At 59.2% G+C, this 23537-nt stretch carries 23 protein-coding genes and 1 pseudogene; 6 read left to right on the forward strand and 18 right to left on the reverse strand.

What is annotated here, in order from left to right; all coding sequences use genetic code 11:
- Window positions 1-3 precede the first annotated feature (3 nt).
- Complete coding sequence (locus tag HBN79_RS02320) at window positions 4-750, forward strand: penicillin-binding protein activator LpoB (protein WP_095024230.1); 747 nt, start codon at window positions 4-6, stop codon at window positions 748-750.
- A gap of 38 nt (window positions 751-788) precedes the next feature.
- Here HBN79_RS02320 and HBN79_RS02325 read toward each other — a convergent pair whose 3' ends face one another.
- From HBN79_RS02325 to HBN79_RS02345, 5 genes are all read right to left on the reverse strand, one after another.
- The gene (locus HBN79_RS02325) at window positions 789-1673 is read right to left on the reverse strand and encodes a LysR family transcriptional regulator (RefSeq protein ID WP_095000685.1); all 885 of its coding nucleotides are present in this window, start codon (window positions 1671-1673) and stop codon (window positions 789-791) included.
- 10 nt (window positions 1674-1683) lie between these two features.
- Window positions 1684-2373: a cysteine hydrolase family protein gene (locus tag HBN79_RS02330; protein WP_232527664.1), complete on the reverse strand. Its 690-nt coding sequence runs from the start codon at window positions 2371-2373 to the stop codon at window positions 1684-1686.
- Window positions 2374-2494: 121 nt separating this feature from the next.
- Window positions 2495-3127, reverse strand: coding sequence for a LysE family transporter (locus HBN79_RS02335; RefSeq protein ID WP_095000684.1), 633 nt, complete (start codon window positions 3125-3127; stop codon window positions 2495-2497).
- A 100-nt stretch (window positions 3128-3227) separates the two neighbouring features.
- A complete protein-coding gene (locus HBN79_RS02340; RefSeq protein WP_095000683.1) occupies window positions 3228-3785 on the reverse strand; it encodes a mechanosensitive ion channel family protein in 558 nt (185 codons plus the stop codon).
- Entirely contained in the window at window positions 3785-5695 is a 1911-nt protein-coding gene (locus HBN79_RS02345; protein WP_095000682.1) for an ATP-binding cassette domain-containing protein, read from the reverse strand. The genes HBN79_RS02340 and HBN79_RS02345 overlap by 1 nt, the downstream gene beginning before the upstream one ends.
- Window positions 5696-5745: 50 nt before the next feature.
- Here HBN79_RS02345 and HBN79_RS02350 point away from each other — a divergent pair, with 50 nt between their 5' ends.
- On the forward strand, window positions 5746-6210 hold the full coding sequence (locus HBN79_RS02350; RefSeq protein ID WP_169916187.1) for a TIGR02444 family protein: 465 nt from the start codon (window positions 5746-5748) through the stop codon (window positions 6208-6210).
- On the opposite strand, the gene HBN79_RS02355 is transcribed toward HBN79_RS02350, so the two are convergent.
- Window positions 6207-7163, reverse strand: a complete 957-nt coding sequence (locus HBN79_RS02355) for an AlgP family protein (protein WP_095025170.1) — start codon at window positions 7161-7163, stop codon at window positions 6207-6209. The two genes, HBN79_RS02350 and HBN79_RS02355, sit on opposite strands and share 4 nt — an antisense overlap.
- A gap of 248 nt (window positions 7164-7411) precedes the next feature.
- Here HBN79_RS02355 and HBN79_RS02360 point away from each other — a divergent pair, with 248 nt between their 5' ends.
- Complete coding sequence (locus HBN79_RS02360; protein ID WP_095000678.1) at window positions 7412-8077, forward strand: FKBP-type peptidyl-prolyl cis-trans isomerase; 666 nt, start codon at window positions 7412-7414, stop codon at window positions 8075-8077.
- Between the two features lie 59 nt (window positions 8078-8136).
- Here the strand turns inward: HBN79_RS02360 and rsd are convergent, their stop codons facing one another.
- The 8 genes and pseudogenes from rsd to HBN79_RS02400 form a co-directional block, all read right to left on the reverse strand.
- A complete protein-coding gene (gene rsd / locus HBN79_RS02365; RefSeq protein WP_095000677.1) occupies window positions 8137-8607 on the reverse strand; it encodes a sigma D regulator in 471 nt (156 codons plus the stop codon).
- A gap of 190 nt (window positions 8608-8797) precedes the next feature.
- Window positions 8798-9325 carry a disulfide bond formation protein B gene (locus tag HBN79_RS02370; RefSeq protein WP_095017808.1) on the reverse strand — a complete coding sequence of 176 codons (528 nt, stop codon included), beginning with the start codon at window positions 9323-9325 and terminating at the stop codon, window positions 8798-8800.
- A gap of 220 nt (window positions 9326-9545) precedes the next feature.
- On the reverse strand, window positions 9546-10787 hold the full coding sequence (locus HBN79_RS02375) for a heme biosynthesis protein HemY (RefSeq protein ID WP_095000675.1): 1242 nt from the start codon (window positions 10785-10787) through the stop codon (window positions 9546-9548).
- Window positions 10784-11911, reverse strand: a complete 1128-nt coding sequence (locus HBN79_RS02380) for a uroporphyrinogen-III C-methyltransferase (protein ID WP_169916188.1) — start codon at window positions 11909-11911, stop codon at window positions 10784-10786. Before HBN79_RS02380 ends, HBN79_RS02375 begins: the two co-directional genes overlap by 4 nt.
- A gap of 16 nt (window positions 11912-11927) precedes the next feature.
- Window positions 11928-12695 (reverse strand): uroporphyrinogen-III synthase, encoded by a 768-nt coding sequence (locus tag HBN79_RS02385; protein ID WP_095000673.1) that lies wholly within the window; start codon window positions 12693-12695, stop codon window positions 11928-11930.
- Complete coding sequence (gene hemC / locus HBN79_RS02390) at window positions 12692-13633, reverse strand: hydroxymethylbilane synthase (RefSeq protein WP_095000672.1); 942 nt, start codon at window positions 13631-13633, stop codon at window positions 12692-12694. Before hemC ends, HBN79_RS02385 begins: the two co-directional genes overlap by 4 nt.
- A 126-nt stretch (window positions 13634-13759) precedes the next feature.
- Complete coding sequence (locus HBN79_RS02395; RefSeq protein WP_095000671.1) at window positions 13760-14506, reverse strand: LytTR family DNA-binding domain-containing protein; 747 nt, start codon at window positions 14504-14506, stop codon at window positions 13760-13762.
- Window positions 14503-14634: pseudogene (locus HBN79_RS02400) on the reverse strand (sensor histidine kinase); the annotation flags it as partial. The pseudogene HBN79_RS02400 and the gene HBN79_RS02395, both read right to left, overlap by 4 nt.
- A gap of 257 nt (window positions 14635-14891) precedes the next feature.
- Between HBN79_RS02400 and argH the strand changes: the two are divergent.
- The gene (gene argH, locus HBN79_RS02405) at window positions 14892-16286 is read left to right on the forward strand and encodes an argininosuccinate lyase (RefSeq protein WP_169916189.1); all 1395 of its coding nucleotides are present in this window, start codon (window positions 14892-14894) and stop codon (window positions 16284-16286) included.
- Window positions 16287-16429: 143 nt separating this feature from the next.
- On the opposite strand, the gene HBN79_RS02410 is transcribed toward argH, so the two are convergent.
- Window positions 16430-17089 carry a glutathione S-transferase gene (locus tag HBN79_RS02410; protein ID WP_169916190.1) on the reverse strand — a complete coding sequence of 220 codons (660 nt, stop codon included), beginning with the start codon at window positions 17087-17089 and terminating at the stop codon, window positions 16430-16432.
- A gap of 125 nt (window positions 17090-17214) precedes the next feature.
- Between HBN79_RS02410 and HBN79_RS02415 the strand changes: the two genes are divergently transcribed.
- Window positions 17215-17499 (forward strand): hypothetical protein, encoded by a 285-nt coding sequence (locus HBN79_RS02415; protein ID WP_016782995.1) that lies wholly within the window; start codon window positions 17215-17217, stop codon window positions 17497-17499.
- A gap of 7 nt (window positions 17500-17506) precedes the next feature.
- On the opposite strand, the gene dibA is transcribed toward HBN79_RS02415, so the two are convergent.
- The gene (gene dibA / locus HBN79_RS02420) at window positions 17507-19429 is read right to left on the reverse strand and encodes a phosphodiesterase DibA (RefSeq protein WP_169916191.1); all 1923 of its coding nucleotides are present in this window, start codon (window positions 19427-19429) and stop codon (window positions 17507-17509) included.
- A 149-nt stretch (window positions 19430-19578) separates the two neighbouring features.
- On the opposite strand from dibA, the gene desA reads away from it, so the two are divergent.
- A complete protein-coding gene (gene desA, locus HBN79_RS02425) occupies window positions 19579-20763 on the forward strand; it encodes a delta-9 fatty acid desaturase DesA (RefSeq protein WP_165446538.1) in 1185 nt (394 codons plus the stop codon).
- A 79-nt stretch (window positions 20764-20842) separates the two neighbouring features.
- On the opposite strand, the gene HBN79_RS02430 is transcribed toward desA, so the two are convergent.
- Together HBN79_RS02430 and gabT are read right to left on the reverse strand one after the other, a co-directional pair.
- Complete coding sequence (locus HBN79_RS02430; protein ID WP_095031433.1) at window positions 20843-22084, reverse strand: HDOD domain-containing protein; 1242 nt, start codon at window positions 22082-22084, stop codon at window positions 20843-20845.
- A 145-nt stretch (window positions 22085-22229) separates the two neighbouring features.
- Complete coding sequence (gabT, locus tag HBN79_RS02435) at window positions 22230-23513, reverse strand: 4-aminobutyrate--2-oxoglutarate transaminase (RefSeq protein ID WP_095000665.1); 1284 nt, start codon at window positions 23511-23513, stop codon at window positions 22230-22232.
- Window positions 23514-23537: the final 24 nt, after the last annotated feature.

Below are 23537 nucleotides of genomic sequence, written 5' to 3' on the forward strand. Positions count from 1 at the left end.
GCGATGCGTATCTGGATATGCGTTATCAGCCTGCTCTGTATCTGGGAAGTTCAAGCTGCCCCCAAAATAGCCGTGACCGACCTGGCTTATGAGACCCGCGTACAGCAATACGTCCAGTCAACCACTGCACGTAACCGTTTTCAGTCCGGCCCGTACAACGCCAATGGCTCGGCGAGCTACCAAACGTACGAGAACCGCAACAGCTACATCCAGCAAAACGAGTTGCGCAATTTCAGTGGCGATATCAAAGGAAAGATTCTCAAATCCGGGTTGTTCCGACTGGTGCAGGCCACGCCTTACAAAGCCAGCGACAAAACGGATGTTTATGACGTCATCAAGCGCATAAAGGCCGGTCATTTCAAAGGCGCCGACTACGTTCTGTTTGGCACGGTGTCTGACATTGATTTCACCCGGGACCTCAACGCACTGGCCAATACCAGGAGTTATTCGGCGATACTGGGGTTGACGCTGGTTGCTGACTTCAGCCTGATCAACACCCGTACCCTTGAGGTCACCTCAGCATTCACTGCCATGGGTAAAGGGGAGGACATCAAACTGACAAACCGCCACGATCTCAGAGTGTCCCTTAACCGGCCCCAGGTTATACGCGACGTAGCCGCAACCCTTGGCGAGGACGTGGTACGGCAACTACAAGAGCAACTGACAGGCATTGCACCTCAGCCGCCAAAGAGCGCGCCAGCACCACTCAACAGACTACCCGAGGATGAAGCTGCGGTGATTCTGCGCTGAGCCCTGAGCACAAGCCAGTTGTCGCTCAACAGCTGAGATCAGACCGACGTGTAATGCTGAGCCATGAACTCGACAAAAACACGCACTTTGGGGGCCAGAAGGCGGGCGTGCGGATAGAGGGCAAAGTAATGACGCTGGCCTGCGTTGTAGTCGGGAAGAATCTGTACCAACTGGCCGCTTTGCAAGTTCTGTTGCACCGTCGCCCGTGTGAACGCGGCAATGCCCAGACCGGCCAACGCGGCGCTGTGGAGGGAGGTAATGGTGTCGGTTTTGAAACGTCCGTTGAGCGCCACCACCACGGTATCAGCCCGCGCCGAATTCAACCGCCACTCATTGCTCCCCGTAAAACCGAGTAACTGATGGGTAGCCAGCTCGTCGACCTGGCGTGGCAAGCCTTGGCGACTGACATAACCGGGTGCAGCCACCAGAATCAGATCGGATACGGTCAGTTTCTTGGCCACCAGCGAGGAGTCTTCCAGGGGGCCGCTGATGCGCAGTGCAAGGTCGAAGCGCTCAGCCACCAGATCAACAAAACGGTCCTCGCAGGACAGGTCTACCCGGATCTTGGGGTAGCGTTGCTGGAACCCGGGCAACCAATTGCCCAACTCCAGCGTCCCGATCACCAAAGGCACGCTGATACGCAGAGTCCCTGACGGTTCGCTGCCATCGTCGGCAACAGCCAACGCCGCTTGGTCGAGCCGCTGCAAAATGTCGAGGCAGGCCGCGTGATAGCGCTCCCCTGCCTCAGTCAGGCTCAAGTGCCGGGTTGTGCGGTTGATCAACCGCACACCGAGTTGTGCCTCCAGATGCTGTAAATGCCGGGACAATGTCGAAGACGTGGTTTCCCATTGCTCGGCTGCTGCCGAAAATCCACGATTCTCGACGATGCAGCAAAACGCCCGCATGGCCAGCAACTGATTCATCGATTGAGCTTCACTTTAGAGGCAATTTAACGATCTGCGCCGTAGTCATGACGTCGCCAAAGGTGTCTTCGACTGAAGCCAGGGCTGCGCGGTGCAGGCTATTTGCATCAATGCTCGAGCCGTCTGCCCGGGTAATACTGCGGGTAGCGGAAGCATCAGATGCTACCACGACCTGGTACCCCAGCGGCGCAGCGTCCCGAGCGCCGCCGGCCACGCAGGCATGGGTCATAAGGCCGGCAATAATTACCGTCTTGATGCCTTTTTCCTTCAGCAGGCGGTCCAGTTCAGTGCTGCCAAAAACGCTCACGGTGGTTTTTTGCAACACCGTATCACCCGCGCGAGGCAGCATCTGCGGGTGGAATTTCACACCTTCGCCGTCCAGCGCAAAAACCGCTGAGCCCGCCGGGGCGATATGCTGAATCTGATAAACCGGAATCCTGGCCTTGTCCGCGAATGCAATAAGCTCGCGAGCCTTGTTGAGTGCCTTCTGGCCGTCCGGGATCGGCAACCGGCCGGTGAAGTACTCCTGCTGAAAATCAATCACCAGTAAAGCCGTAGAGGCCGGGTCAAGACGATCAATCGGAACAGCGCCAGACATGGCACGGATAGTGGGGTTGGGATTGACGGCAGGCTCAGCCGCGATGGCTGAAGTTGCCGCCAGACTCAGACAGGCGAGCAATGAGGACAGTAGTTTGGGCATTGTAAAAGTCATATGAACCTCTGGTTTGGAATGATGCAACGGAGGGTAAAAGTCTAAAAAGACCGATACCTCGCAACAACGCCAGGGCGCGCATATGACTTATGCGCTTTTTGCACAGATTTCAGTTTGTAGCGCGATGCAACGTCGCCAGAAAACCCGCCGCGCCAACAAACAGACCGGCAAAGGTGCGGTTCATCCGGCGCTGTTGTTGCGGCGTACGCAGCAGACGCAGGACCTTGGACGCCAACCCTGTGTAACCGGCCATGACGATCAGATCGACGCAGATCATGGTCACGCCCAACGTCAGGTATTGGGACACCAGCGGCGCTGCCGGGTTTACGAACTGCGGCAGCACCGCGAGCATGAACACCAGCGCCTTGGGGTTGCTGACGTTGACCAGAAAGCCGCGAAATACGAGAGCCAGCGGCTTGCCGATGGGACGCACGGCGGCGTCATCGCTCAGATCAGCCGGCAGGGCACGCCACTGTTTGACGGCGAGGTAAACAAGGTAAGCCACGCCGAACCATTTGATGGCATAGAAAGCGGTAGACGAGGCTGCAAGGATGGCGCCGACACCGGCTGCGACAATGGCGATTTGCAACGCCAGGCCCAGTTGCAGGCCCAGGGCATTCCAGTAACCGCGCCAGAAACCATACTGCAGACCGCACGACATCGAAGCAATCGCGCCAGCGCCGGGGGACAGGCTGATCACCCAACAGGCAGCAAAAAAGGCCAACCACGTTTCCAACGACATCGCACACCTCGGACAAGATCTGTAACAAGTCCCTTAAGCTAATGCGTTGGTTGAAAATTGACCACAAATTTCTGAGGGTAGTTTTGACTCTGCGGGAGCGTTACAGGTCGCTTTCTCGCCAGCGGCGTACCGAGCGCTGGAAGAACAGACTGTTGGGGACTTGCACCATGCTGCTACCACTGCCCGATTCAGCGGGCTCGATCAGCGTGGTGTAAAGCAGATTGATGGCCACCACACGACCTTTGACGCCGGGCTTGTCCAGCGTGTCGAGCAACTCCACCACGTCGCCAATGCGAAACGGCCCCACAGTAAAGATCAACACTGCACACAGCAGATTGGAAAGCACGCTCCACATGGCGAAGAAGGCAATCGCCGCCACCGCCACAAAGCCCGACAGCGCCGTCCACAACACGGTGGCCGAAACCCCCAGACGCTCCAGCACGACGATCACTGCGCTGCCCATGATGAACCAGCGCAAGCCGCCGCGCAGCGGCATCATCAGCTGTGGCGGGAACGGATAACGCTCGCCCAGCCGCGTCAGGAAGCGCGCCACGACACGTTGGGAGAAGTAACCCGCCAACAGAATCAGCAAAATCTGCACACCGATCCACAGCGGTGCGATCAGTTCGGCGGGCACTGGCAAGTGCAGGGCTTCCATCAGGACAGGGCTTCCAGTTCTGCTTGCATGGACTCAAGCAATTCCAGCGCTTCCATCCACCGCTCTTCCAGCTGGCTTTCGAGCACTTTGAGCTTGGCCTGTTCCGCCAGCAGATCACGCAATTCATCTTTGCGCGCAGCTTCGTAAACGGCACTGTCGCCCAGGCTGGTTTCGATTTTCGCCAGCTTTTCGTTGACCTTGCCCAGCTCGCTCTCAAGCTTGTCAGCTTCGCGTTTATGCGGTGCCAGCTGCTGACGCAACGCTGCAGCGGCCTGACGTTGAGCCTTTTTATCGGTCTTGTCAGGGTTGACCAGCGTGGTGCTGACCGGCGCATTGCGCAAACGGTAGTCGGCCAGCCAGCGCGCGTAGTCTTCGAGGTCGCCGTCAAACTCCTGAACCTTGCCATCGGCAACCAGCAGGAACTCATCCGTAGTGCTCTTGAGCAGATGGCGATCGTGGGACACCACCAGCACCGCGCCGCTGAACTCTTGCAGAGCCATGGTCAGCGCCAGACGCATTTCCAGATCGAGGTGGTTGGTCGGTTCGTCGAGCAACAACAGATTCGGGCGGCCCCAGGCTATCAATGCCAGCGCCAGGCGGGCTTTTTCGCCACCGGAGAAGTTCAGTACCGGCTCGTCGATCCGCGCACCCCGGAAGTCGAAACCACCGAGGAAGTCGCGCAGGGTCTGTTCGCGCTCGGTCGGCGCCAGACGCTGCATATGCAGCAACGGGCTGGCCTTGGAATCCAGTGAGTCGAGCTGATGTTGGGCAAAATAGCCAACCACCAGATTCTCGCCACGGGCCAACCGACCCGACAGTGGTTCCAGCTCGCCTGCGAGGTTTTTGATCAGGGTCGACTTACCCGCGCCGTTTGGCCCGAGCAAGCCAATACGGGCGCCCGGAACCAGTTGCAGCTTGACCTTCTCGAGGATGGTTTTGTCGCCATAACCCAGGCGCGCATCGGACAAGTCGAGCAACGGGCTGGAGAGCTTGACCGCTTCGCGGAACACGAAGTCGAACGGCGAATCCACATGGGCCGCGCTCAGCTCTTCCATACGCTCAAGGGCCTTGATCCGGCTCTGCGCCTGACGGGCCTTGGTGGCCTGGGCCTTGAAGCGGGCGATATAGCTTTCCATGTGCGCACGTTGCGCCTGTTGCTTTTCGTAGGCCTGTTGCTGCTGGGCCAGACGTTCGGCACGGGCACGCTCAAATGCGCTGTAACCACCGCGATACAGGGTGATTTTGCGCTGATCGACGTGGGCAATGTTGTCGACCACGGCATCCAGGAAGTCCCGATCGTGAGAGATCAGCAGCAAGGTGCCAGGGTAATTCTTGAGGAAGTCTTCAAGCCAGAGAATGGCGTCGAGATCCAGGTGGTTGGTCGGTTCATCGAGCAACAAAAGATCCGACGGGCACATCAGGGCCTGAGCCAGGTTCAGGCGCATCCGCCAGCCACCGGAAAAATCGGCAACCGGGCGATCCATCTGTTCGTTGGTAAAGCCCAGTCCGGCGAGCATTTTGCGCGCCCGTGCATCGGCGGTGTAGCCGTCGGCGCTGTCCAGCTCGGAGTGCAGGCGCGCTTGCGCAGCACCGTCCTCGTCAGCTTCGGCCCTGGCCAGATCGGCCTGCACCTGGCGCAATCGCTGGTCGCCATCGAGCACATAGTCGATCGCAATGCGGTCGAGGGTGTCGATTTCCTGGCGCATATGGGCGATCCGCCAGTCGGCCGGGAGCAGACAATCCCCGGAATCAGGCGTCAACTCACCCAGCAGCAAGGCGAACAAAGTGGATTTACCGGCGCCATTGGCGCCGACCAGACCGGCTTTGTGGCCGGCGTGCAGGGTCAGCTCGGCGTCTTCTAGCAGACGTTGCGGGCCACGCTGTAAAGTCAGGTTCTGAAGTCGGATCATAATGGCGGCGGAGTCTACCAGCTTCCCTCTCAACTGGCGCGAATTGCACTATGCAGACTGACCTGTGGAATTACTGTTTGAACCTCTATGCCCGACCTGGGGTGGAGCAGGCCTGCCTGCAATTGCAGGACCAGGGTGTGGATGTGTGTGTGCTGCTGTGTGCAGCTTGGCTTGAGGAGCGCGGCGTGGCCTTCGACAAGGCGCGCCTTGGGCAACTGAATGCCTGTGCCGGACCCTGGCAGCACGAAGTGGTTCAGCCGTTGCGACAACTGCGAACACGCTGGCGCGAAGCAGCCGCGCACGACGATGCACTGGCGACGCTGCGCGTGCAGGTCAAGGCATTGGAGCTGGAGGCCGAACGGATGTTGTTGCGGCGCCTGGAATCCGTGACTCAGGGCTGGTCGGAAACGCCATCGCAGGATACCTGCGCCTGGCTGCAGAAGATGACGGTCGATGCCGATCACCCTGATTGCGACGCGCTGCATACGCTGCGCGTCGCAATCAATCGCGCTTAAGAAGCGCTGGCTGGGGTCGTAGCCGAGTTTGTAGCGGTTACCGGAGTTGACGCCGGGGTTGTAGCGGGTGCCGCGGCGGCGGACGTCACGGCGGGCTTGGCCGGAGCCGCGGCCGGTTTGGCAGCTGCTGGCCTTCTTGCGGCAGGCTTGGCTGCTGCAGGTTTAGCCGCTGCGGGTTTTGCCGCAGGCTTGGCCGCTGCAGATTTGGCCGTTGCGGGTTTTGCCGCAGGCTTGGCCGTTGCGGGCTTGGCCGCTGCGGTTTTAGCGGCAGGTTTGGCCGCTGCAGGTTTAGCTGCAGGTTTGGCCGCCGCTTTTACCGGGGCTTTTGCTGGTACTGGTTTGGCCGCTGCGGGTTTGGCGGTCGGTTTTGCCGCAGCCGTTTTGGACACTGCCGGCTTGGCCGCTACGGTTTTTGCAGCAACTGGCTTGGTCGCAGGCTTAGCCGCCGCTACTTTGCCGGCAGGCTTGGCAGCTGCTTTGGCCGGTGCTTTGGCCGGAGCCTTGGCAACCCCTTTGGCAGCCGGTTTTTTCGCTGCCGCTGCAGGCTTGGCATCGCGACTCGACAAAGCCTTGCCAACAGCCTCTTTGACTCGACCGATACCTTGGGCCAACTTCAGGCTTTCTTGAGCATCACGTTTGAGTTGCAGAATATAAGTGCGCGTTTCGCTTTGACGGTCTTTGAGTGAGTCGAGCAGTTGCTCGAGCTCTTTGACCCCAGACTTGGCCTTGGCCTGAGCCTTGGATTTTCCGGCGTTGGCGGCGTCTTGCAGTTTTGCACGTGACTTGTGCAGTTTTTCCTGCGCTTTACCGCGCTGCTTTTCAAGCTTGGCGAGCAGTTTCTCAGCATCAGCCAACGCTTGGGAGCAAGCGTTTTCCAAATGCTCAAGCAGACTGCCTGAGAGCTGTTGGAGCAAGTGCAACGGCGTATTTACGGGCTTCTTATTGGCCGACATGGTTTACCTCCTGGCTGAAGTGAGTGCGGCTCATACTAGACCTCTGCAACTACCGCCGCTAGGGCATGTTGACACTAAGGATAGCTGCACGTTGCATGACGTCGAAAAACTTGTGCTGGATCAATCTTTAACGGCCAAGCCAGCTAAATTCAAAGAGTGCCCAAACGTCTTTTAGCCCCTTCGAATTAAAACATCGGCGCCGCTCGGGCGCTGGCATAATCGCTCGCACATCACGCCGGAGAACCCCCATGCCGCGTTACATGTTTTGGATGTTGTTGTGCCTTGCGCCTGTGGCTGACGCAGCCCCCTCTCCCTCCCCCGACGACGCCCGCGATCTGGCCTACAGCATGGGCGCCAGCCTGGGCGAACGCTTGCGCCAGGAAGTCCCCGAGCTTCAAATCCAGGCACTGATCGAGGGCCTGCACACCGCCTACCAAGGCAAACCGCTGGCCCTGACGGATGAGCGCATCGGCCAGATTCTGGCGCAGCATCAGGCTCAAACAGATCCCGGGCAGGCCTCGTCAGGCATCAACGCCGCCCTGAGCGCTGAAGAAGTTTTTTTGCTGGTCGAAAAACAGCAACCCCAGGCTCGCGAGCTGGCCGACGGCATCATCCTGACCGAACTAAAACCCGGCAAAGGCGCCAAGCCCGGCCCACAGGATTCGGTGTATGTGAGCTATGTGGGCCTACTGCCCGATGGCACCGTGTTCGACCACAGCACCCAACCACAATGGTTTCGCCTGGGCAGCGTAATCGCCGGCTGGCGCAGTGCATTGGTACAGATGCCGGTGGGTGCGAAATGGCGGCTGGCGATACCTTCAAGCCAAGCTTACGGCACCCAGGGGGCCGGGGATCTGATTGCCCCCAATACACCACTGGTGTTTGAAATCGAACTGTTCGCTACCCGAAAGTAACCGTCCCGAAAATAAAAAACGGCGCGCCATTGCGCACCGTTTTTTAAATGGATTGTTGCTTAAGCCTGAGCGGCTTCTTTCTGCTTGTGCGCGCTGTGCAGCACTTCGATCAAGCAGTCTTCAAGCTCAAAACGCTCATCAAGCAGAGCGCCCAAAACCTTGATCTCTTCTGCCAGCTTGTCACAGTCAGGGCGATGGGCCTTACCATCACAATGATCGTTGAAAGCCAGGGCGGCCTCCGTAATCACGTTGATACGCGGATAGATGGTCTCTGCCAGGGCAAGCCCGCGCTCGTCATTGAAGGCCTTGGCCTCCTGATTGAGCTGCTCGTAAATCTCGAAATGGCCTGCGGACACATAGTCGACCAGCAGCTGGCAAAACTCTTTTTGAGGCCCGCGTTTGGGATTGTTTTGCTGCTCCAGCAGAACCGCATAAGCCTTCACAAGTTTACGGCGCTCAAGCAACCAGCGGTCTACCAGTTGGTGGACGCCGTTGAATCGTTCCTGAGCACTCTCGCATCTTTCGAGCATGATGATCTCTCTTCCCTTGTGGGCCCATGCCACCCGACATCAGCCAGGCCTGTGTGAACCAAAACCTGCACGATTGCACGGGCATTGGGCGGCATAACTCCGTGATACGTGCGGGCCAGATTATGCCCGCTTGCCAACTGCTTCAAGGTACCCACGAGAGAAAATTCATACAAGTGTTTAATCCCAAGTGCTACTTCACGTCGCAGTCACGGGGTAATTTGTCCCTGGCAATCGAGCGACTGATCTGAAAGATGGCAAGAACAAGCAGCCCGATAAAGGCCAGCAAGCTCAACTCGGGAATGCTCAAGTCAAAGATGGTCCAGTGAATATGTGTGCAGTCCTCACTGCCACGATAAATCATCGAAATGATTTCACTCGGCGACATGTCGCGCCAGATGCACGCCAGCTCTGGCTGACAGAGCATCAGTTGATCTGGCGCCAGCTCTTGCAGCCATACCTGCCTCAAGGCACTCGCCGCGCCACCCAGCGCGAACAACATGGAGGCAAGGGAGTAACACAACATGCCAAAACCTTTGGGGCCATGGGCAAAAGCCACCAGGTTGACGAGGCAGAAATCCAGCAAGAAAAAACGCTGAACCTGACATAGCGAACAAGGCTTGAGCCCGGGCCCGTACTCGAGATAAAAAGTGCCGCCCATTACCAAGGCGCCTACTACAAAGGCTAAAAAGAAAATAAAACGTGAAGCTGCCAAGAACATGGCTTTTCCATGACAAAAGAGACAGTTGGTTACGGTAGATGAAAGCCATTAGCCCTTTCAAGGTGACCCTAAGCGGATAGTTCTCGAAGAAACCAAGGAAACCCCAACAGAAACACTAAGCCTTTAGAACAAATCATGTAGGAAAAGGCAGATTGCCCCTCGCTCGCTCAATACTGCAGGCAGCCCCACGTGTGCCGAAACACACGCCAGGCTGGCCTCTTCACAGGGTCGTGGCAGTGACTGGCAAGGGGGATGCGAGCAAACGCTCATCCAGCAAATTCAGCCCTTCCTGAAAAAGCTGATTACTGCGCCCCGTATCTCCCAACTGGGCCAGCAGTCGTGCCAGCTCGGCACAGGTTTCGGGGTTGCGCTCCACCTTGAGGCTGCTTTCAAGGTAATCCCGCGCTTTGCCCCACAAGCTGTTTTGCAGGCACAGGCGACCCAGGGTCAACAGCAGGCTGGCATCGCCGGGATGGCTCTTGAGCCAGCCTTCGGCGGCCTGCAACTGCTTCACCGGGTCACTGCCACGCAGCAGGCCATAGAGGCGCACAAGATGGCTGTCATAACTGCGCTTGAGCGCCCCGCGCAAGACTTCTTCGGCTTCAGTTTGCGCGCCCAGCTGGCGCAATTGCTCGGCATAGGCCAGCACGAGCGCGGGCTCCTGGCGCTGGGCCGAGGTAAGCTGTTGCCAGGCGCGTTGAAGTGACTGCAACCCCGCCTCGCCTTCGCTTTCACGCTGGGCCGCCAGGCTCAGATTCTGCCCCCAGGCCCGTCGCTCCAGCTCGGCCAGCTCCTTGGGCGGCAATACCTTGTCCTTGCGCAGCTCTGGCAACAGGCGGATCAACGCCGTCCAGTCGCCACGCTGCTGGTGCAGACGCTGCAGCTGGCGCAACACCTGAACATTGTGTGGATGGCGCTCGTGCATGGCCTGCAAGGTCACCAGCGCGCCCTCGGTGTCAGCACGGTCCACCTGCAACTGGGCATGGCTCAGGGCAATGGCCAGTTCGGCCTGAGGCTGGCGTTCCAGCGCTCGCTCCAGCAGGTTGTCGCTTTCTTCGTAGTGCCCCTGCTCGTTGGCCGCTCGTGCAGCCCCCAGGTAGTAGAGCAATGGCTGCGGCTCGGCTTCGGCGGCACGGGCCAGATGCTTCTGTGCGCTGGCCCAGCGGCCCTCGGCAAGGTCCATCTGGCCTTGCTCGATGGCGATCTGCACTCGACGGCTGCGGTTGCGCCGCGACCACGGGTTGACCAGCCCTGTAGAAGCCGTCACCAGCTCCACCAGCAGCTTGACTCCCCACACCAGCAGCCACAGGACGGCCAGCAGCGCGAGCGTTGCCCAGACACTGGATTCGTAACGGAAATTTTTATAGGCGATCAGCACATAGCCCGCATCTTCAGCAATTGCCAGGCCGATGCAGGCCGCAGCTGCAATCAACAAGAACACAATCACGTAGAAGCGCTTCATGGAAGTGCCTCCTGCGCCGGGCTGGCAGCCGCTTTGACCGGCTCTTGCGCACGCACATGCCGACGCTCAAGGTAGGCCTGTACTGCGCTCAAGGCAGCCGCAAGGTCCGGGGTTTTTACCGTAACCGGCTGCTTGCCGAGTTCAATCACTTGCTCGAGGATTTTTTTGCTCTGCGGGTTATCCGCATTGAAGTTGCCCTTGAGCACATCTTGCGCCTGCGCCAGGGCCTGGGTGTAAACCGACTCCTGGCCATTGAGCGCCGCCCACTGGGCTTGCTCCAGCGCCAGGCTCAAGGCCAGGCGAACCTGGGTCAGGCTTTGGCCAGCCAACAGGGGGCGCACATTTTTGTCGGCATTGAAGTCGATGCGGATGTAGTGCGAGATCTCCTCCCACCACCGGGACCAACGGCTCGCGCCATCGCCATCAGCGGTGAGGCTGGCCAGCGAGTCACCCTGGTTCTGATAGGCCGGGGCCAGCGCACTGAGTTGCGCCACTTGATCACGCAAGGCCGCCAACTGCAAAAACAGTCCGGTGCGGTCCGGCTGCTCAACACTGCGCAATGCAGTCAGGCTTTTGGCCAGTTGCTCACGAGCGGCGAATGAACCCGGATCGTTCTGCTCACGCAAAATCGCGTCCGCGCCCTGTACCAGTGCCTGGGCGCTGGTGACGTCTTGCAGGGCCGACAAGCACAAGGTGGCAAGACGCAACAAGTGCTCGGCCTCGGCCAGGCGCCAGTCTTTGCGGCTTTCGCCCAGCACGGTTTCCAGGCGCTGGTTCAGGCGCTGCTGATCGCCTTGCAGCTGCACGACCAATTGGCGCTGATTATCCAGTTCACTGGCCGAAGGCAGTTGGTTGAGCCGCGCCAGCAGCTTCTGCTCGCCCTGCTTGATCGAAAGCGTTTGCGCGGCCAGGGCCGGTACGTCGCTCAGCTGCTCTGCGGTGGCAGCTTGCAGTTGACGCACCTGCCATACCCCCCAGCCGCCGACAGCAACACCGGCGGCGCCGAGCAACAGGGCGAAAACCGCCAGGCCATTGCCTCGACCCTGTGGTGCAGGTTCGGTTTTTTTAGCCGGCGCTTCTGGCGCGGACTGCACGTGTTCTTTGGACAAGACTGTTTCGCTCACGAATCCATCCTTTGCATTAGAAAGCAGGTGCGGGATGCTCCCGCAGCGCCGCCAGCAAAGCCGTGGCGCTTGCACCACGACAATCCACAACATGTTGCGCCCCGGCGCTGCGAGCCAGCTCAGCAACCCGCGGGCTTGGAACAAACAACGGCAGGCACCCAAGCATGGGCCAGGAATCGCCTGCCATCTGCCGTAAATGTTCAAAACCCTGCCCACTGCTGACCACCAGCGCGTTCAGGCGTTCCACTTCAACCCGCCGGGACAGGGTTGCAGGCGGGTATGACGGCAGTACGCGGCGGTAGACTTCAAGGTAGTCGACCTGCGCGCCAATGCTGCGCAGACGATCCGCGAGCAACTCGCGACCACCCTCCCCACGCAGGATCAACACGCTGGGCTGATCCCCCCCCACTGCAGACTTGAACTCGGGCATCGCCAGCAGCGCCTCGCTGTCATCACCCCGTTGAGGGTAGCTAACATCGAGGCCGTAATCGGCGAGAATCTGCGCCGTCGCGGCGCCAACGCTAAACCACTTCTGCCGGGGCGCATGCGGCCAGTACTGGCTGACCAGCTCAAGCCCCAGGCGCGCCGCAGGCTTGCTGACCACAATCACTGCGCAATACCGGTCAAGACCCGCAATCAGCGCACGCTGAGCATCAGTCATAGTCAACGGGCTGATCGCCAGCAGTGGCAAGCTGCTGCTATATATCCCGGCAGCCGCCAGCTCAGCGGCCAGCGCGGCCGATTCCTCGGCTGGCCGGGTCAGCAGCAAGCGCCAGCCTGTCACTCGTGACCTGCCTCACCATAAACGGCTTTGAGAATATCCCCAGCCCCTTGGGCCAGCAGAGCCTCAGCCACTTGCACACCCAACTCACTGGCGTGTGCACGCGGCGCACGGGCGTCGGCACTGAGCAACACACCGCCACTCGGCTCGCCGACCAGGCCGCGCAGCCAGATTTGCTCGCCTTCAAGCACGGCATAACAGGCAATCGGCACTTGGCAGCCACCGTTGAGATGCTTGTTCAGCGCACGCTCGGCCGTAACGCGCACGGCCGTATCGGCGTGATGCAAAGGCGTCAGCAGGGCATGGATTTCGGGATCTGCGCTGCGGCATTCGATACCCACTGCGCCTTGGCCACCGGCTGGCAAGCTGTCTTCGATGCTGATGGGTGATGTGATGCGCTGTTCAAAACCGAGGCGAATCAGGCCGGCAGCCGCGAGGATAATGGCGTCGTATTCACCTGCATCGAGCTTGGCCAGACGGGTATTGACGTTGCCACGCAGAAAGCGGATTTGCAGGTCCGGACGGCGAGTCAGCAACTGGGCCTGACGGCGCAGGCTCGACGTGCCGACAATGCTGCCCTGAGGCAAATCGTCGAGGCTGGCATAGGTGTTGGAAACGAAGGCGTCACGCGGATCTTCGCGCTCGCAAATGCAAAACAGACCCAGGCCTTCAGGGAAGTCCATCGGTACGTCTTTCATGGAGTGCACGGCGATGTCTGCTTCGTTTTCGAGCAGGGCTGTTTCCAGCTCCTTGACGAAGAGCCCCTTGCCGCCAATTTTCGACAGCGGCGAGTCCAGCAGCTTGTCACCACGGCTGACCATGGGCACCAGCGTCACCAAAATACCGGGGTGAGCCTGCTCTAAACGGGCTTTAACGTATTCGGCCTGCCAAAGAGCCAGGGCGCTTTTACGGGTAGCGATGCGGATTTCGCGAGAGGACATGGATCAATCCGTACTGAAAAGATACGGCTGATAATAACAGCTCAGCCAAAACAGCTTTGACTTGTATCAGAAAGTCCTCGGCCTCCCTGGCCCAAAAACGGCGTATCCACGCCTTTTGAGCACGAATTACAGTTGCTGCATCATCTTGCGAACACCCGCCACATGCCTGCGGCTCACAATCAGCGCATCCCCGTTCAGGCCGCGCAGGAACAGCTGGAAATGCCCAAGGGGCGTGCGTTGCAAGCGCTCGATGCGGTCTCGGGCCACCAGTGCATTACGGTGAATACGCACAAAGCGTTCACCAAACTCGTCTTCGAGTGCCTTGAGCGGCTCGTCGAGCAGAACTTCACCGCCAGCGTGACGCAATGTCACGTATTTATGGTCAGCGATAAAGTAGATCACCTGGTCGATAGGGATCAGCTCAATGCCTTTTCGGGTTCTGGCACTGATATGACTGCGTGGGCCACTGCCGGTTTGCGCGGCAGGCCGGGTGAGTGCAGCCAGCTGGATGCGGTTGGGCCGGTGCGCCTCTTTCAGGGCAGCACGCAGGGCATCTGCGGTGACCGGCTTGAGCACATAGCTGACACCGCTCTCTTGCAGGGCCTGTACGGAAAACTCGTCAGGCGCCACGCAAAACACCACCGAAGGCGGTAGCTCGCGCTCGCACAATTTGGCTGCAACCTGCAACCCGTCGAGGCCTGGCAGGCGGATATCGAGCAAAACGACATCCGGTTTCAGGCTTTCGATCAGGTTAAGTGCCTCTTCGCCATTAGTGGCGCCAGGCTCCAGCAACGTATAGCCCCCGAGCGTGCTGAGCAAATGGCTCAAATGCTCGCGGGCCAGGGTTTCGTCATCAACGATCAGGACATTCATATAGCGCTGTATTCCTGCGTGAGTCTCGCACAAGGATAGCGTAGACAGGTGATGTGACGACTGTCACGGCGATCCACGCTAAGACTAGCGCGAAGGCCAAAAAGTGCCGCAAACCTCACAGCAATATTCACCTGCCTCGATTGCTCGATTTAATACCGGATACGTCTGGCAATCTACAAAGACCTGCTATGACTGATCCATACGACCAACTGTAGACGGTTGCCAAGGCGAAAGTATTCAAACGATACATTTCCTTTCGGAAATTTATTTATACCGCACTTCACACAAAAACCTGCCGAGCTGCGTCAACGCCATGAATGGCAACCCTGTTATGATTCGCGGTAACTATTTGTGTAACTCCCCTCAGCCGATTACGAGCGAATCCATGAGCACCGACAAGACCAATCAGTCCTGGGGCGGCCGCTTCAGTGAACCCGTCGACGCCTTCGTTGCGCGTTTCACCGCCTCCGTCACTTTCGACCAGCGCCTTTATCGCCATGACATCATGGGCTCCGTGGCTCACGCCACGATGCTGGCCAAGGTCGGCGTGCTGACCGATGCCGAACGCGACAGCATCATCGACGGCCTCAAAACCATCCAGAGCGAAATCGAAGCCGGTACGTTTGACTGGCGCATCGACCTGGAAGACGTGCACATGAACATCGAGGCGCGTCTGACCGACCGCATCGGCGTGACCGGCAAAAAACTGCACACCGGCCGTAGCCGTAATGACCAGGTTGCGACCGATATCCGCCTGTGGCTACGTGACGAAATCGATCTGATCCTGGCCGAGATCACCCGCCTGCAAAAAGGCCTGCTGGAACAGGCAGAGCGTGAAGCCGAGACCATCATGCCCGGCTTTACCCACCTGCAGACCGCACAGCCGGTAACATTTGGTCACCATATGCTGGCCTGGTTCGAGATGCTCAGCCGCGATCACGAGCGCCTGGTCGACTGCCGCAAGCGCACCAACCGCATGCCTCTGGGCAGCGCCGCACTGGCGGGCACCACCTACCCGATCGACCGCGAATTCACCGCACAACTGCTGGGCTTTGACGCCGTGGGCGGCAACTCGCTGGACAACGTCTCCGATCGCGATTTCGCCATCGAATTCTGCGCCGCCGCCAGCATCGCGATGATGCACTTGTCGCGCTTCTCCGAAGAGCTGGTGCTATGGACCAGCGCGCAATTCCAGTTTATCGACCTGCCAGACCGCTTCTGCACCGGCAGCTCGATCATGCCGCAAAAGAAAAACCCCGACGTGCCGGAATTGGTACGTGGCAAAAGCGGCCGTGTATTCGGTGCGCTGATGGGCCTGCTGACCCTGATGAAAGGCCAGCCATTGGCCTACAACAAGGATAACCAGGAAGACAAGGAACCCCTGTTCGACGCCGCCGACACCTTGCGCGACTCGCTGCGCGCCTTTGCCGACATGATCCCGGCGATCAAGCCCAAGCACGCGATCATGCGTGAAGCGGCGCTGCGTGGTTTCTCCACCGCGACCGATCTGGCCGACTACCTGGTGCGCCGTGGCCTGCCGTTCCGTGACTGCCACGAAATCGTCGGCCACGCTGTGAAGTACGGCGTTGAAACCGGCAAGGACCTGGCGGAAATGAGCCTCGAAGAACTGCGTCAGTTCAGCGATCAGATCGAAGACGATGTGTTTGCCGTACTGACCCTTGAAGGTTCGGTCAATGCCCGTGATCACATCGGCGGCACTGCGCCGGCGCAGGTGAAAGCGGCAGTAGTTCGCGGCAAGGCGCTGCTGGCCAGCCGTTAAACCTCAAAGCGGCGCCCCTGTGGGAGCGAGCCTGCTGGCGAAAGGTGTTATGGATAACGCGTTTTGCTGGATAAACGCGATGTTCTTGAGACCTTCGCGAGCAGGCTCGCTCCCACAATAGGGGGCGACACCCTGTGTACTGGTTATTTCTTGCTGCTGATCCACGCCAGAAACTGCGGCATGGCGGCGTCCTTGTCCGCGGCGATTTTCTGCACGTGCGGGTTTTGCTGCAGACGCTCCAGCAATGCCTTGGCACCCGGCATGTCGGCCAGCAGGTCGAGACCAAACACCTTGTGTGCGACGCCACAGGCCAGATCAACGCTGAAGGCGAAGTAGATATCCACCACGCTCAGGGTCTCGCCCGCGACATAAGGCGCGAACTTGCCGTGACGGCCCAGGGAGGCGATACCGTCGAGCAGCTCGGTGCGGGCCTTTTCCTTGATCGCGTCGGGCACTTGCATGCCGAAAAACGCCTCGGGGTAACAGGCGCGGGCAGGCAACTCGATATACAGCTCGATTTCCTTGGCCAGTGCCAACACCTGCGCACGCTCAAACGGATCCACTGGTAGCAGCCTGAGGCCCGATTGGGTTTGCTCGATATATTCCAGGATCACGCTGGTTTCGTTGATAAACCCTTGTTCAACGCCCAGTGCCGGGACTTTGCCGCGGGGGCTGATGGCCAGCGCCTCAGGGGTCTTGCCCGCGAAAAACGGCACTTCTTCAAAGGGCACGCCCTTTTCCAGCAGCGCCAGCTTGACCATGTTGTAGTAGTTGCTGACTGCGAATCCATAAAGCTTGAGCATTACAAAGCCTCCAGGCCGTGTTGGGGTTGGCAGCAGCTGTTATAGAGCTTCGCCATCAGGCTGGCTAGCAGCATCAGCATCCTGAATACCGTTAGACTGCCAACCTTTACCCAAGGAGCCTGCCCATGAGCGAGCCAACCGATATCGACAACGAAGAAGAAGAGTTCGCCGAATCCACCCTGATTCAGGCGATTGAAAACCAGATTGAAAGCGACAACCCGCCTGCTGCCAAAGCCACGTTCAACAAACTGACCCTGGTCGGCTACGAGCGCGACGATATTCTGCAGATGATGGCCCATGTGTTGGCCGTGGAGATTGACGCGATCCTCGAAGAAGATCGCGCCTTTAACACTGAGTGGTACGAAGCCGCACTGCGCGCGCTGCCGACCCTGCCGCCAGAAAAGGACTAAGCCCGGTTCAGGGGCGAATTGCCGGCGCCCGCTGCCAGTCCAGATCCTTGGCAGGCATCGGACGCCCAAACCAGTAGCCCTGGCCCAGGTTGCAGTCAAGGTCGAGCAGGAACTGCGCCTGCTCAACCTGCTCTATCCCTTCGGCATGCACCTCCAGGCCCATGCTTTGACCCAGTGCGATAACCGCTCGCACGATCGCCACATCATCATTGTCCCCAGGCAAGCCGGCGACAAAGCCCTGATCGATTTTCAGCTTCTGCACAGGCAGGCGCTTGAGTCGCAGCAAAGATGAAAAACCGGTGCCGAAATCATCGATGGCCAGGCGCAAACCCAGCACCCGCAGACGATGCATCTGCTCCAGGGCCACTTGCGAGTTGTCCATCACCGCACTTTCGGTCACTTCAAGCTCCAGCAAGGCCGGATCCAGCCCGGTGTCTGCCAGTACCGTTGAAACCAGCGAAAACAGCTCGGGACGGGCAAACAGTCGGCTGGAAATATTCACCGCCACAAACGACAGTTCCACACCTGCAGCCTGCCACTGAACCATCTGCCAACAGGCTTGTTCCAGCACCCAGGCGTCAATCTCGGCGATCAACCCGGTACGTTCCGCGATCGGGATAAACTCACCCGGTGACAACAGCCCCCGCAGCGGGTGCTCCCAGCGCACCAGTGCTTCAACGCCAATCAGGCGGCTGGTTTTAAGGTTGTGCACCGGCTGGTAGTACACGCGCAGCTCGTGCTGCTCCAGGGCGTGGCGCAGATCGCTGGCCACCTCAACCCGGTATTGGGCATGGGCCGTCAGCTCCTCGGTGTACAAGGCATAACCCTCGCGCCCCGAACTTTTGGCCTTGAACAAAGCCGAGTCGGCATTGCGCAGCAATTGCTCGGCGTTCAGAGCATCGCCGGGGAACACGCTGATGCCGACGCTGGCGCTGATAAACAGTTGATGCCTGTCGACATCGAACGGGCCTTTCATGACCTCCAGCACCTGCTGCGCAAGCCCGGCGGCCTGGCTCGCGTGCTCACAGCTGTCGACCAGCACGGCGAACTCATCACCGCCCAGCCGGGCCACGGTAAAGCCTTTGCCGAACACCCTGAGCAAACGCTCGGCCACCGCCTTGAGCAGCAGGTCACCGACGTTGTGGCCCAGGCTGTCATTGATGATCTTGAAGTGATCGAGGTCGATCATCAGCAGAGCACAGCCGGTCTGGTGGCGTTGCGCAGAAGCCAGCGCCTGCTCGGTGCGGTCGGTGAACAGCAGACGGTTGGGCAGGTCAGTCAAGGGATCATGGTGAACCAGACGTGCGAGCTCGGTCTGGGAGTTCTTGATCGCGGAGATATCCGAAAAAACCGCGACATAGTGACTGACCTGGCCCTTGTCATCGGTAATCGAGCGCACGGTCTGCCACTGCGGGTAGACCTCGCCGCTTTTGCGCCGGTTCCAGATTTCGCCGTGCCACTCGCCGCGCTCATCGATCGTCTTGAACATTGCCTGATAAAACGCGGGGCCGTGGCGACCCGACTTGAACATGTTCGGGCGTCGGCCAAGCACCTCTTCGGCCGGGTAGCCGGTTATTTCAACCAAGGCACGGTTGACGTGAACGATCACCCCGCGGCTGTCGCTGACCAGCACCCCTTCACGGGTGCAGTCAAACACCACCGCTGCCTGACGCAAGCGCTCCCTATCCTGAAGCTGGCGCTTCAGACCGGGGTTCATCCCCAAAAAATCGAACAAACGGGCCCGGGCGAAAAAAATCAGTACGGCGCTGAACAGGGCAAAAACATAGCCATTTACCTGCTGCCACCGCACCAACTGTGCTGAACCATCGAAATAACTGTTCAATAAATGATCAGTCACCAGCAGCCAGAAAACCGCTAGCAGCCCGTATAACAGGGCCGTACGCAAGGCATCGCGAGAAGAAACAGACATAAGAAAGTTAATGCGCCTACAAAAAAGTGGGAATTATAGTGTAAGAAACATCCGGGCACTCTTATCTGAAAGGCCGACTGGTTTTATCTGGCTGCATGGTGATAATGCGTGTTGCAGTTTTTTTCATCTTCCCGAGGGCCAAACAGCCTATGTGGTACAACGGTTTTCTCGACTTGTCAGCCTGGCAACTGGTGGCAGTCACTCTGTTGATGACCCACGTGACCATTATCGGTGTCACGGTTTATCTACACCGCTACTCAGCCCACCGCTCGCTTGAGCTCAATGGTGGCCTGAAACACTTTTTCCGCTTCTGGCTGTGGCTGACCACCGCGCAGAATACCCGTGAGTGGACAGCCATCCACCGCAAGCACCACGCCAAATGCGAAACCGTCGATGACCCGCACAGCCCGGTTATCAAAGGGTTATCGACCGTTTTGCGAAAAGGTGCAGAGCTGTATCGTGAAGAAGCGCAAAATCCTGAAACATTGCGTATTTATGGCAAAAACTGCCCTGAAGACTGGATTGAGCGAAACCTTTATTCGCGTTACAAAATGCTCGGCGTGGCGCTCATGCTGGTCATCGACCTGTTGCTGTTCGGTGCTATCGGCCTGACTATCTGGGCCATCCAGATGATGTGGATCCCGGTGTGGGCGGCAGGTGTGGTCAACGGTTTGGGTCACGCGGTGGGTTATCGCAACTTCGAATGCCGCGACGCAGCCACCAATCTGGTGCCTTGGGGCATCATCATTGGCGGTGAAGAGCTGCACAACAACCACCACACCTACCCCAACTCGGCCAAGATGTCGGTCAAGAAGTGGGAGTTCGACCTGGGTTGGGCCTGGATCAAGGTCTTCAGCTTTTTGCGCCTGGCCAAGGTTCAGCGTGTTGCGCCTATCGCCCACCGGGTGGAAGGCAAGGGCAATCTGGATATGGACACCGCCATGGCGATCCTCAACAACCGTTTCCAGATCATGGCGCAGTACCGCAAGCTGGTGATTGCACCGCTGGTGCAACAAGAGCTGGCCAAGGTCGATCATTCGGTGCGTCATCAGTTCCGCCGCGCCAAGCGTCTGCTGTCGCGCGAAACCAGCCTGCTTGAAGACCGCCACCATCAGCGTATTGAAAAGATGCTGGAGCATAGCCACTCACTGAAAGTGATTTACGAGAAGCGGCTGGCCCTGCAACAGATCTGGGTCAAAACCAGCACCAACGGTCACGACATGCTGGCGGCGATCAAGGAATGGGTTCACGAGGCAGAAGCCAGCGGGATCCAGTCGCTGCGCGACTTTGCCCACCAGCTCAAGACCTACTCGCTGCGCCCTGCAGCGGTTTAAGAGCAAGCACCCTCACCCCAACCCTCTCCTGGAAGGAGAGGGGGCTGATCTTCAATGTGACGAAAATCCGCTTTTGCCTTTAGTCCCCTCTCCCTCCGGGAGAGGGTGAGGGGCTCTTGATCAACTGCGAAAGCTGCGACATACCCACCCGCAACAAGCGCGCCGTCTTCCCGCCGGCCACCTCGGCAATCCCCTCTTCCGACTCCAGATTGGCCACTTGCGCCGCCAGGTTCATCACCAGCGCTTCTCGCGAGTACACCCCGCCACCCAGGTGATACATCGCCGCAATCAACTCCCGCAGCTCCAGCGGCAATCGCCAGCGCGTGCGCAAGGCTGAACCATAGGCTGCGCCAAACTCGGCCAGAGAGGCATCAATAGCCTGGGTATCCAGCTCCCCACCCGCCTGGCGCCACTCCTGCAAGCAACGCACCAAGGCCAGATCACCCAGGCAGTGCAACAACCCGGCGCAGAAACAACGCTCCTGATCCAGATTCAACATGCCTGCCAATGTGCGGCCATAGTCTGCCGCGCGCTGGGACAACGCCCAGTAACGCTCGGCGTAGTCCGCCAGGCAAGGATCGCTCAACTGCGCGCTGTACTTGAGAGTAAGCCCCTGGACCAGGTTCACGCTTTGCGCAGGCCCCAGCCGCTGCATGGCTTGCGCAAGGGTCTGGGCCGGGCTCACAAGGTGCTGCGCCGCACTGTTGGCGGCCGCAATCAGCACCGCCGTAATTTGTGGATCGGTGCGTACTTGCTGCTCAAGCCGTGCCAGGTCCACCCCTTCAGGCGTGAGGCTGCCCTTGAGCGCCGATTGCGCATCCACTCTTAGCGGCGCGCCATCTGAAGACGCGCGGCGCTGCTCCAGAAAACGCTTGAGGGTCATGCCTGGCGCCAGTGCCGGTACGTCACACGAAATCTCTTGCCCCGCCGAGAGCAGCAGGCTCTTGAGGCGCCTGGTCAGGCCGGCAATATCCAAGGGTGTGGTCAGATAAGCCGTTGGCGCCAGCGGCAAGGCTTCGCGCACACTGGCGCTGTCATTACGTGCACTCAACAAAATAAATGGCTGCGCTGCAACCGCGCGGCGTTGGCGCACAGTGCGCAACAGATCCAGACCACCTACACCCGGCAGCTCACGGTCAGCAATCACCAGGCCATAAGTTTTCCTGCCCAACTGCGCAAGCGCCTGCTGACCGTCGCCACAGACATCCAGTTGAGCGTCGCAACGTACCGTCAGCACCACTTGCTTGAGCAAATCCCGGGTCCAGGGATCGGCCTCGGCAATCAATACAGTGGGTGCTGCCATTAAATCTACAACCGTCATCCAGTTTGCTCCCCGTGCGATACAGGCACCTTAGTCAAAGGGCGCACGCGGATACAGGCCAAAACACCCAAATAGACGCTTCAGACGCAAAAAAACCGCCGAAGCGGTTTTTTTGTCTATCAGGTCACACCGTCAGGTGCGCAGCTCACGCCAGTTCAGCGAAGCACTCCTCGATGATGGCCAGACCTTTGTCCAATTGCTCGTTAGGCGAGGTCAGCGGTACCAGTACACGCAGGACGTTGCCGTAAGTGCCGCACGACAGCAGGATCAGACCCTTGTCGCGAGCCTTGGCAACCACTTGTGCCACTGCCGTCGGATTTGGCTTGTGCGAATCGCCGCCTTCGAACAGCTCGACCGCGATCATCGCGCCCAACGCACGCACATCACCGATCACCGGGTGCTTGGCCTGGATAGCCTTGAGGCCGGTTACCAGGCGCTCGCCGACTTCCTTGCAACGGTCCAGCAGGTGCTCTTCTTCAAACACATCCAGTACCGCCAGCGCTGCTGCGCAAGCAATCGGGCTACCGGCATAGGTGCCGCCCAGACCGCCTGGAGCGATGGCGTCCATGTACTCGGCCTTGCCGCACACACCGGCCAGCGGGAAGCCGCCAGCGATGGACTTGGCGAAGGTGGTCAGGTCGGCAGTGACGCCCATCTGTTCCATGGCGAAGAACGTGCCGGTACGGCCAGCGCCGGTTTGCACTTCATCCGCGATCAGCAGGATGCCGTGCTTGTCGCACAGCTCGCGCAGACGGGCCATGAACGCTTTCGGCGCCACATAGAAACCACCTTCGCCCTGTACCGGCTCGATGATGATGGCAGCGATGTCTTTAGGCTCGGCGTCGTTCTTGAAAATGCGCTCGATGCTGGCGATGGAGTCATCCACGCTCACGCCATGCAGTTCGCACGGGTACAGCGCGCGGAAGATACCGCCTGGCATCAGACCCATGCCTGCCGAGTACGGTACGACTTTCCCGGTCAGGCCCAGGGTCATCATGGTACGGCCATGGTATGCGCCAGTGAAGGCGATCACGCCGGCACGGCCAGTTGCGGCACGGGCGATTTTCACGGCGTTTTCAACGGCTTCGGAACCGGTGGTGACCAACAGGGTTTTCTTGTCGAAATTGCCCGGGACCTTGGCGTTGATCTTTTCGCACAGCTCGACGTAAGGCTCGTAAGCCAGTACCTGGAAGCAGGTGTGGGTCAGCTTGGTCAGTTGTTCTTGCACGGCGGCAATGATTTTCGGGTGCAGGTGACCGGTGTTCAGTACCGCGATACCGCCGGCGAAGTCGATGAACTCGCGGCCTTCAACGTCGGTAACGGTGGCGTTAATCGCCGATTCGGCGAAAATCGGGTGGATCTGGCCAACACCGCGCGGAACAGCGGCTTCACGGCGTTTCATCAGGGATGCGTTGGTCTTGTTGCTCATGGTGTTCCTCATTCGCCGCTGATC

Origin of the sequence: Pseudomonas sp. WS 5051 (genome assembly GCF_012985715.1) — a bacterium.
GTDB lineage: Bacteria > Pseudomonadota > Gammaproteobacteria > Pseudomonadales > Pseudomonadaceae > Aquipseudomonas > Aquipseudomonas bubulae.

What these genes read in the sequence shown, in the direction of transcription:
- HBN79_RS02320 (WP_095024230.1), top strand. Translation starts at nt 4, where the DNA reads ATGCGTATCTGGATATGCGTTATCAGCCTGCTCTGTATCTGGGAAGTT.
- HBN79_RS02325 (WP_095000685.1), bottom strand. Translation starts at nt 1,673, where the DNA reads ATGAATCAGTTGCTGGCCATGCGGGCGTTTTGCTGCATCGTCGAGAAT.
- HBN79_RS02330 (WP_232527664.1), bottom strand. Translation starts at nt 2,373, where the DNA reads ATGCCCAAACTACTGTCCTCATTGCTCGCCTGTCTGAGTCTGGCGGCA.
- HBN79_RS02335 (WP_095000684.1), bottom strand. Translation starts at nt 3,127, where the DNA reads ATGTCGTTGGAAACGTGGTTGGCCTTTTTTGCTGCCTGTTGGGTGATC.
- HBN79_RS02340 (WP_095000683.1), bottom strand. Translation starts at nt 3,785, where the DNA reads ATGGAAGCCCTGCACTTGCCAGTGCCCGCCGAACTGATCGCACCGCTG.
- HBN79_RS02345 (WP_095000682.1), bottom strand. Translation starts at nt 5,695, where the DNA reads ATGATCCGACTTCAGAACCTGACTTTACAGCGTGGCCCGCAACGTCTG.
- HBN79_RS02350 (WP_169916187.1), top strand. Translation starts at nt 5,746, where the DNA reads ATGCAGACTGACCTGTGGAATTACTGTTTGAACCTCTATGCCCGACCT.
- HBN79_RS02355 (WP_095025170.1), bottom strand. Translation starts at nt 7,163, where the DNA reads ATGTCGGCCAATAAGAAGCCCGTAAATACGCCGTTGCACTTGCTCCAA.
- HBN79_RS02360 (WP_095000678.1), top strand. Translation starts at nt 7,412, where the DNA reads ATGCCGCGTTACATGTTTTGGATGTTGTTGTGCCTTGCGCCTGTGGCT.
- rsd (WP_095000677.1), bottom strand. Translation starts at nt 8,607, where the DNA reads ATGCTCGAAAGATGCGAGAGTGCTCAGGAACGATTCAACGGCGTCCAC.
- HBN79_RS02370 (WP_095017808.1), bottom strand. Translation starts at nt 9,325, where the DNA reads ATGTTCTTGGCAGCTTCACGTTTTATTTTCTTTTTAGCCTTTGTAGTA.
- HBN79_RS02375 (WP_095000675.1), bottom strand. Translation starts at nt 10,787, where the DNA reads ATGAAGCGCTTCTACGTGATTGTGTTCTTGTTGATTGCAGCTGCGGCC.
- hemC (WP_095000672.1), bottom strand. Translation starts at nt 13,633, where the DNA reads ATGTCCTCTCGCGAAATCCGCATCGCTACCCGTAAAAGCGCCCTGGCT.
- HBN79_RS02395 (WP_095000671.1), bottom strand. Translation starts at nt 14,506, where the DNA reads ATGAATGTCCTGATCGTTGATGACGAAACCCTGGCCCGCGAGCATTTG.
- argH (WP_169916189.1), top strand. Translation starts at nt 14,892, where the DNA reads ATGAGCACCGACAAGACCAATCAGTCCTGGGGCGGCCGCTTCAGTGAA.
- HBN79_RS02410 (WP_169916190.1), bottom strand. Translation starts at nt 17,089, where the DNA reads ATGCTCAAGCTTTATGGATTCGCAGTCAGCAACTACTACAACATGGTC.
- HBN79_RS02415 (WP_016782995.1), top strand. Translation starts at nt 17,215, where the DNA reads ATGAGCGAGCCAACCGATATCGACAACGAAGAAGAAGAGTTCGCCGAA.
- dibA (WP_169916191.1), bottom strand. Translation starts at nt 19,429, where the DNA reads ATGTCTGTTTCTTCTCGCGATGCCTTGCGTACGGCCCTGTTATACGGG.
- desA (WP_165446538.1), top strand. Translation starts at nt 19,579, where the DNA reads ATGTGGTACAACGGTTTTCTCGACTTGTCAGCCTGGCAACTGGTGGCA.
- HBN79_RS02430 (WP_095031433.1), bottom strand. Translation starts at nt 22,084, where the DNA reads ATGACGGTTGTAGATTTAATGGCAGCACCCACTGTATTGATTGCCGAG.
- gabT (WP_095000665.1), bottom strand. Translation starts at nt 23,513, where the DNA reads ATGAGCAACAAGACCAACGCATCCCTGATGAAACGCCGTGAAGCCGCT.